This is a genomic window from Klebsiella sp. HMSC16A12, from assembly GCF_001808265.1.
Taxonomy (GTDB): domain Bacteria; phylum Pseudomonadota; class Gammaproteobacteria; order Enterobacterales; family Enterobacteriaceae; genus Klebsiella; species Klebsiella pneumoniae.
This window is the reverse complement of the sequence record NZ_KV792628.1, coordinates 135,930-143,561: the sequence shown is the minus strand read 5'-3', so window position 1 is coordinate 143,561 and position 7,632 is coordinate 135,930. Positions and strand designations below refer to the sequence as shown.

6 protein-coding genes are annotated in these 7,632 nt (G+C 60.1%); 2 read left to right on the top strand and 4 right to left on the bottom strand.

The genetic code is table 11. The features are described from left to right. Positions 1 to 60: 60 nt before the first annotated feature. Together iolB and HMPREF3140_RS18710 are read right to left on the bottom strand one after the other, a co-directional pair. On the bottom strand, positions 61 to 870 hold the full coding sequence (gene iolB, locus HMPREF3140_RS18715) for a 5-deoxy-glucuronate isomerase (protein WP_032412878.1): 810 nt from the start codon (positions 868 to 870) through the stop codon (positions 61 to 63). Positions 871 to 888: 18 nt separating this feature from the next. Further along, on the bottom strand, positions 889 to 2,394 hold the full coding sequence (locus HMPREF3140_RS18710; protein WP_004146794.1) for a CoA-acylating methylmalonate-semialdehyde dehydrogenase: 1,506 nt from the start codon (positions 2,392 to 2,394) through the stop codon (positions 889 to 891). A gap of 350 nt (positions 2,395 to 2,744) precedes the next feature. Between HMPREF3140_RS18710 and HMPREF3140_RS18705 the strand changes: the two genes are divergently transcribed. Both HMPREF3140_RS18705 and HMPREF3140_RS18700 read left to right on the top strand, forming a co-directional pair. Then, positions 2,745 to 3,566: a TIM barrel protein gene (locus HMPREF3140_RS18705; protein WP_009309296.1), complete on the top strand. Its 822-nt coding sequence runs from the start codon at positions 2,745 to 2,747 to the stop codon at positions 3,564 to 3,566. Positions 3,567 to 3,664: 98 nt separating this feature from the next. Next, positions 3,665 to 5,167 (top strand): helicase HerA-like C-terminal domain-containing protein, encoded by a 1,503-nt coding sequence (locus HMPREF3140_RS18700; RefSeq protein WP_032412875.1) that lies wholly within the window; start codon positions 3,665 to 3,667, stop codon positions 5,165 to 5,167. A gap of 48 nt (positions 5,168 to 5,215) precedes the next feature. On the opposite strand, the gene lptG is transcribed toward HMPREF3140_RS18700, so the two are convergent. Then, the gene (lptG, locus tag HMPREF3140_RS18695; protein WP_002886956.1) at positions 5,216 to 6,298 is read right to left on the bottom strand and encodes an LPS export ABC transporter permease LptG; all 1,083 of its coding nucleotides are present in this window, start codon (positions 6,296 to 6,298) and stop codon (positions 5,216 to 5,218) included. Beyond that, positions 6,298 to 7,395 carry an LPS export ABC transporter permease LptF gene (gene lptF / locus HMPREF3140_RS18690; protein WP_002886955.1) on the bottom strand — a complete coding sequence of 366 codons (1,098 nt, stop codon included), beginning with the start codon at positions 7,393 to 7,395 and terminating at the stop codon, positions 6,298 to 6,300. Before lptF ends, lptG begins: the two co-directional genes overlap by 1 nt. Between the last annotated feature and the right edge of the window lie 237 nt (positions 7,396 to 7,632).

The window sequence follows — 7,632 nt, the reverse complement described above, 5'->3', positions numbered from 1 at the left end:
AAACAGGAAGGCCGGTTAGCATCGCTAACCGGCCTTCTTTATCCGCTTCTGCACCGCGCGTCAGTCGTGGCGCGGATACTCCGGCGTGTTGATCCAGGCGTGGTCATCTTCCCAGGTGAACAGCCATTTCCGGTCCGGCCCGGCCATCACGTTCAGATAGTAGCTGTCGTAACCGGCAATTGCTGCCACCGGATGGTAACCGCGCGGCACCATCACCACATCGTGGTTGTAGGGCGCCATACAGGCGTCCAGGCTGCGGTCGTCGGTGTAGACCCGCTGGAAGGCAAAGCCCTGCGGCGGATCGAAGCGGTGATAGTAGGTTTCTTCCAGCTGCGTCTCTTTGCCCGGCTGGGCGGTATCATGCTTATGCGACGGCCACGAGCTGGTGGCCCCCTCGTCGGTGTAGACTTCCACCACCAGCAGGCAGTCCGCCTCGGCGCTGTCCGGCAGAATATTATGCACCCGACGCTGGTTGCGCCCTTTCCCACGGTACTCTACGCCGACGTCTTCCGGCCGAATGAGGCGTGCCGGGAAGCGGCCTTTGCCCGGCGCGCTGCATACCGCCAGCTCCAGATCGGAATCGGCAGTCACCTCGACTTTATCCTGCGGCGGGACGTAGACCGACCACGGCGGGGTGCGTTCAAACGGCGACATCCGTTTACCGAGATTCGGGAAATCGGCATGTTGCGTTTTCACCGACGCCAGCCCGGCGACCAGCACCAGGCACAGCTCGCGATCGCCGCTCTCCAGCGTCACGGTCTGCCCTTTTTTCAACATCCAGACATCAAAGCCGATATAGCGCCAACCGGCGCTTTGCGGCGTAATATGCTGGATCTGTCCCTCTTTTCGCGATTTAGCCAGTAACGACATGGCGCTCTCCTTCGCCGATTAACCTAACGTCGGCATGCTGAATTCAGATACGGTCTGCTGCCCTGCCGGCCAGCGTACGGTGGCGGTCTTCATACGCGTGTAGAAGCGCACGCCGTCCGGCCCGTGGACGTTCAACGCGCCAAACACCGAGCGCTTCCAGCCGCCGAAGCTGTGGAACGCCATCGGCACCGGGACCGGCACGTTCACCCCGACCATCCCCGCCTGCACGTCGTGGACGAATTCACGCGCGGTGTGGCCGTTGCTGGTGAAAACGGCGCTGCCGTTGCCAAACTCGTGGCTGTTGACCAGCTCAAGGGCGCTGTCATAGTCCGCCGCGCGCACAATCCCCAGCACCGGGCCAAAGATCTCTTCGCGCCAGATGGTCATCTCCGGGGTGACGTGATCGAACAGGGTGCCGCCGACATAGTAGCCCGCGTCGTAACCCGGCACGCGCAGTTTGCGGCCATCGACCACCAGTTTTGCCCCTTCGCTTTCGCCTTTATCAATATAGCCGAGCACTTTTTTCTGATGGGTATCAGACACCACCGGTCCCATCTCGTTCTCTTCCTGGCCACGCATGCAGCCCGGGCCTACTTTCAGCGCTTCCACCAGCGGCTTCAGGCGGGCGATCAGTTTGTCGGCGGTTTCATCTCCCACCGCCACCACCACCGGCAGCGCCATGCAGCGCTCGCCTGCGGAGCCAAAAGCGCCGCCCATAATGGCGTTAACGGTAGCGTCGAGATCGGCATCCGGCATCACAATCGCGTGGTTTTTGGCGGCGCCGAAGGCCTGCACGCGCTTGCCGTGGGCGCTGGCGGTCTTATAGATATACTCCGCCACGCCGGAGGAGCCGACGAAGCTCACCGCCGCAATACGCGGGTCAGTGTACAGCTGCTCGGCATCTTCATTGCTGCAGTGCACGACGTTAAACACGCCGTCCGGCAGACCGGCCTCTTTCAGCAGCTCTGCCAGACGCACAGCGGCCGTCGGCGCCAGCGCGGGCGGCTTGAGGACGAAACTGTTGCCGCAGGCCAGCGCCAGCGGGAACATCCACATCGGCACCATCGCCGGGAAGTTGAACGGGGTGATCCCTGCCACCACGCCCAGGGGCTGCATCAACGAGTAGCTGTCGACGCCGGTGCCGACGTCAGAGGAGTATTCGCCTTTAATCAGGTGCGGGATCCCGCAGGCGAATTCGACCACTTCCATACCGCGGGTCAGCTCGCCCAGCGCATCCGACCACACCTTACCGTGCTCGCTGACGATGATCCCCGCCAGCTCTTCCACGTGCTGCTCCAGCAACATTTTGAAGTTGAACAGCACGCGGGCGCGGCGCAGCGGCGTGGTACGGGACCAGCTGTCAAACGCATCGCGAGCAACCTGAATCGCCTCGGAGACTTCCTGCGCGGTTGACACCGTGACTTCGCGCACCGCTTTGCCCGTCGCCGGGTCGTACACCGGCATCGTTTCGTTGCTGCTGCTAATAACGGTTTTCCCGCCAATAAAGTTTCCTGTGATCGTCATGTTCTCGCCTCATAGTGAAGGGGGCCAGCGCACACCGGCCCGTCGCTGATTCTGCTGTGCTATAACCGTAGTAAAATGAAATTTATATTTCAACATTGTTGTGAAATGAAATTTCATTTTGGTGATAACAGTCGCATTTTGCGCTAACCGGTCGCCTGTGCGCTTCCCGCATCGGCCTCGTTGCCCTCGACGCCAGGCTTCCCGCCGCTGTCGCGCCGGTAGTCGGTGCCGGTGATATTTTGCGAGACAGCTCAAACATTCATCATTTCCATTCTTGCTAATTTTGGAATAAACGTTTTGACTGTTAGCCAATTGAACGAACCTACCCCCTCTTCCGTCAGGAGTGTCCTATGGCCATCGCAATGCAACGTTTTTGTATTAACCGCAAAATCGCGCCAGCGCTCAGCATTGAAGCGTTTTTCCGTCTGGTGAACCGTCTGGGCCTGAATAAGGTCGAGCTGCGCAACGATTTACCCAGTGGAAAAGTGACCGACGATCTGAGCCATCAGCAGGTGCGCGAGCTGGCGGCGCGCTACCACATCGAGATCCTGACGATTAACGCGGTCTACCCCTTTAACCGTCGTAGCGAAGAGGTGCGGCAGTTGACCGAATCGCTGCTGAAAGAGGCCCAGGCCATCGGCGCCAAATCGCTGGTGCTCTGTCCGCTCAACGACGGCAGCGAGGTGCCGGCCAGCGAAACCCTGGGCGCCCTGCGCGACCTGGCGCCGCTGTTCGCCTTCTATGGCATCCACGGCCTGGTGGAGCCGCTGGGCTTCCCGCAAAGCTCGCTGCGTTCTGCGCACCAGGCGCAGACGCTGATCCACGACGCCCGCGTGCCGTTTAAGCTGCTGATCGATACCTTCCATCACCATCTTTACCCGCAGGCGGCGGACGAGTTCAGCCAGGTAGAGGTGGCGGATATCGGGCTGGTGCACCTTTCAGGAGTGGACGATAGCCGTCCGCGCGAGCAGCTCACCGATGCCGAGCGCATCATGCTAACCCCGAAGGATCGTCTCGGTACCTGCGAGCAGGTTAAAGCGCTGGAAGCCCGCGGCTATCAGGGGGTGTACGCTTTTGAGCCCTTCGCCCCCGAGCTGGCGCAATGGAGCGAAGCGGATATCGAGCGCGAAATTGAGCAGAGCATCGCGCTCATCCAGCGCCACTGCGCCTGAGACCCTCACGGTACAGCGTGCGCGGCGCGTGACGATTTTCCCAACGCCGGACGACGAGGTTGCCTATAATCGTCGCAGGATAAATGGAGGAATCGACCATGAGCTCACCCCTGTTGATTGCGCGCACGCTGGATAACGCGCTCTATTTACTGCCCGCGATGGCCAACCGCCATGGGCTTATCACCGGTGCGACCGGCACCGGTAAAACCGTCACCCTGCAGAAGCTGGCTGAGTCGTTCTCGGAGATTGGCGTGCCGGTATTTATGGCCGACGTCAAGGGCGACCTGACCGGCATTGCCGCCGCGGGGCAGAGCTCAGAGAAACTGCAGGCGCGGCTGGAGAAGATCGGCGTCAGCGACTGGGAGCCGCACGCCAACCCGGTGGTGCTCTGGGATATCTTTGGCGAGAAAGGCCACCCGGTGCGGGCGACGGTCTCCGATCTCGGCCCCCTGCTGCTGGCGCGCCTGCTCAATCTCAACGAGGTGCAGAGCGGCGTACTGAACATTATTTTCCGCATCGCGGACGACCGCGGCCTGCTGCTGCTCGACTTCAAAGACCTCCGCGCAATCACCCAGTTTATCGGCGATAACGCCAAGTCTTTCCAGAACCAGTACGGCAATATTAACAGCGCCTCGATCGGCGCCATCCAGCGCGGGCTGTTGACCCTGGAGCAACAGGGCGCCGAGCACTTCTTCGGCGAGCCGATGCTGGATATTGCCGACTGGATGCGCGTCGATGCCAGCGGTAAAGGGGTGATCAATATCCTTAGCGCCGAAAAGCTCTACCAGATGCCGAAGCTGTACGCCGCCAGCCTGCTGTGGATGCTCTCCGAGCTCTACGAGCGCCTGCCGGAAGCCGGCGACCTCGATAAACCGAAGCTGGTGTTCTTCTTCGATGAGGCGCATCTGCTGTTCAACGACGCGCCGCAGGTGCTGCTGGATAAAATTGAACAGGTGATCCGCCTTATCCGCTCCAAGGGCGTCGGCGTCTACTTTGTCTCGCAGAACCCGGCGGATATTCCCGACGCCGTGCTCGGCCAGCTGGGCAACCGCGTGCAGCATGCCCTGCGCGCCTTTACGCCGAAGGACCAGAAGGCGGTGAAAACCGCCGCCCAGACCATGCGCGCCAACCCGGCCTTCAGTACCGAGCAGGCGATCCAGGAGCTGGGCACCGGCGAGGCGCTGATCTCCTTCCTCGATGAGAAAGGCAGCCCGTCGGTGGTCGAGCGGGCGATGGTTATCGCCCCCTGCTCGCGAATGGGGCCGGTCAGCGATGACGAGCGCAATAGTCTGCTGAACCACTCGCCGCTGTACGGTAAGTATGAGGAGGAGGTGGACCGCGAGTCGGCTTTCGAAATGCTGCAGCAAGGGGTGCAGGTCGCCACCGGGCAGCAGTCGGCTCCGCCGGCGAAGGGCCAGCAGAACGGCGATGACGACGGGCTGCTTGGCGGCCTGAAAGATATCCTGTTCGGCAGCACCGGCCCGCGAGGCGGTAAACGCGACGGTATCGTGCAGACCGCAGCGAAAAGCGCGGTTCGCCAGGTCACCAATCAGATCGTCCGCGGCATGCTGGGCAGCCTGCTGGGCGGACGCAAGCGCTAAAAAAAAGCCCCCTCATCGCTGAGGGGGCTTACGTTTCAGGCTTACCCGCTAGGCCTTGCGCATCATCAGCCAGAGGCTTATCAGGAAGAAGCTGGCGCTCGGCAACAGCGCGCCGATGATCGGCGGTATGCCGTAGACCAGGGTCAGCGGGCCGAAAATCTGGTCGAGGACATAGAAGATAAAGCCGAAGCTAATCCCCGTCACCACCCGCACGCCCATCGGCACGCTACGCAGCGGGCCAAAGATAAACGACAGCGCCATCAGCATCATCACCGCCACCGAAAGCGGCTGGAAGATTTTGCTCCACATATTGAGCTGGTAGCGTCCCGGATCCTGGCCGCTGGACTTCAGGTATTTCACATAGTTGTGCAGCCCGCTGATCGACAGCGCATCCGGATCCAGGGCAACCACGCCCAGTTTGTCCGGCGTCAGGTTGGTTTTCCAGGTGCCGCTCACCATCTGCGACCCGGTCACCTGCTTTGGATCGGTCAGGTCGGATTCATCCACCTGCGACAGACGCCACACTTTATTTTCGCTATCGAATTTTGCCGAAGCGGCATAGCGCACCGACTGTAAACGACGCTCCGGGTTGAAGGCATAGATGCTGACGCCCCCCAGCTCATCGTTGCCTTTTACGCGTTCGATATAGACAAAGTTGTGGCCATCTTTCGCCCACAGCCCCTGCTGGGTTGAGAGCAGCGAGCCGCCGTACATCTGCTGGGCACGGTAGTTGCGCGCCATCTGTTCGCCCTGCGGCGCCACCCACTCGCCGATGGCCATGGTCAGCAGCACCAGCGGGATCGCGGTTTTCATTACCGCCAGCGCTACCTGCAGCCGGGTGAAACCGGATGCCTGCATCACCACCAGTTCGCTGCGCTGGGCCAGCATCCCCAGCCCCAGCAGCGCGCCAAGCAGCGCCGCCATTGGGAAGAAGATCTGGATGTCCTTCGGCACGCTGAGGATGGTGTAGAGACCAGCGCCCAGCGCATCGTAGCTGCCCTGCCCGGACTTTTTCAGCTGATCGACAAACTTGATAATGCCGGAGAGCGACACCAGCATGAACAGGGTCATCATGATGGTGTTGAAAATCGTCTTACCGATATAACGGTCAAGTACGCCAAACGCCTGCATCAGGCCGCTCCTTTATTAAAACGGGCGCGGAAGCGGCGCATCGGCACCGTGTCCCACAGGTTTAACAGCACCGCCAGCGCAAAATAGAGCAGGTTAATCGCCCACATCCAGATAGCCGGGTCCATTTTGCCTTTGCCGCCGTTCGATTTAATCGACGTTTGCAGCAGGAAGAACACCAGGTAAAGCAGCATCGCCGGCAGCATCGACAGCACGCGGCCCTGACGCGGGTTCACCACGCTGAGCGGCACCACCATCAGCGCCATAATGAAGACGGTCGCCACCAGCGTGAAGCGCCAGTGCAGTTCGGCGCGCGCGCGGTCGGTGTGGGTTTTCCACAAGGTGCGCATATCCATCTGTTCGGTGTCGTCCGGATCGGCGCTCACCGCCTGGTGGCCGATAATAGCCTGATAGTTATTGAAGTCGGTAATGCGGAAGTCGCGCAGCATCGCGGTGCCTTCAAAGCGGGTGCCTTTGTTGAGGGTCACCACCTGCGAGCCGTCTTTCTGCTGCGACAGCTCGCCGGAATCCGCCACCACCACCGAGGGGCGCGCATTGCCTTTCGGACGCAGCTGGGCAAGGAAGACGTCATGGAAGCGGTTGCCGTTGACGCTTTCGATAAACATCACCGCGTTACCATCGCTGGCCTGCTGGAACTGGCCCTGGGCCAGCGCCGCCATGCCGGGGTTGGCTTTAGCTTCGGCCAGCACTTCGTCCTGATGGCGCGACGACCACGGCCCCGCCCACATAACGTTGACCGCCGCCACCGCGCCGGTGAACAGCGCGAGGATCATCGCCGCCTTGATCAGCACGGCTTTGCTCAGGCCGCAGGCGTGCATCACCGTAATTTCACTTTCGGTGTACAGCTTGCCGAGGGTCATCAGCAGGCCAAGGAACAGACTTAACGGCAGGATAAGCTGCGCCATCTCCGGGATGCCGAGCCCCAACAGCGAGAGCACCAGATTGGTTGGGATATCGCCATCCACCGCGGCGCCGAGGATCCTGACTAATTTCTGACAAAAGAAAATCAGTAACAGGATGAATAGGATCGCCAACTGGCTTTTCAGCGTCTCACGAACCAGATATCTTATGATTATCACTATAAATACGCCCGTAAAAACCCGTTTTAGTGCAGGAAAATTGCTTGTTTCATGGCTTAAACGTCATTTATTCTCTTTGGTCGTCGAAAACGTCGCTAAGATTAAATGACTCATCGGTTCTGCATGTCAGGATCTTTTCTGACGAACCCAGGCCTTAATAACGTTAAGATTAACACGAAGTCACCGCAACAGCGGATATGAGTTACGAAAGCTTGCAATTATATACTCAATGGATTT

Bases quoted from the DNA above. Each gene is read 5' to 3' on its own strand.
- iolB (WP_032412878.1), bottom strand. From the start codon at position 870: ATGTCGTTACTGGCTAAATCGCGAAAAGAGGGACAGATCCAGCATATT.
- HMPREF3140_RS18710 (WP_004146794.1), bottom strand. From the start codon at position 2,394: ATGACGATCACAGGAAACTTTATTGGCGGGAAAACCGTTATTAGCAGC.
- HMPREF3140_RS18705 (WP_009309296.1), top strand. From the start codon at position 2,745: ATGGCCATCGCAATGCAACGTTTTTGTATTAACCGCAAAATCGCGCCA.
- HMPREF3140_RS18700 (WP_032412875.1), top strand. From the start codon at position 3,665: ATGAGCTCACCCCTGTTGATTGCGCGCACGCTGGATAACGCGCTCTAT.
- lptG (WP_002886956.1), bottom strand. From the start codon at position 6,298: ATGCAGGCGTTTGGCGTACTTGACCGTTATATCGGTAAGACGATTTTC.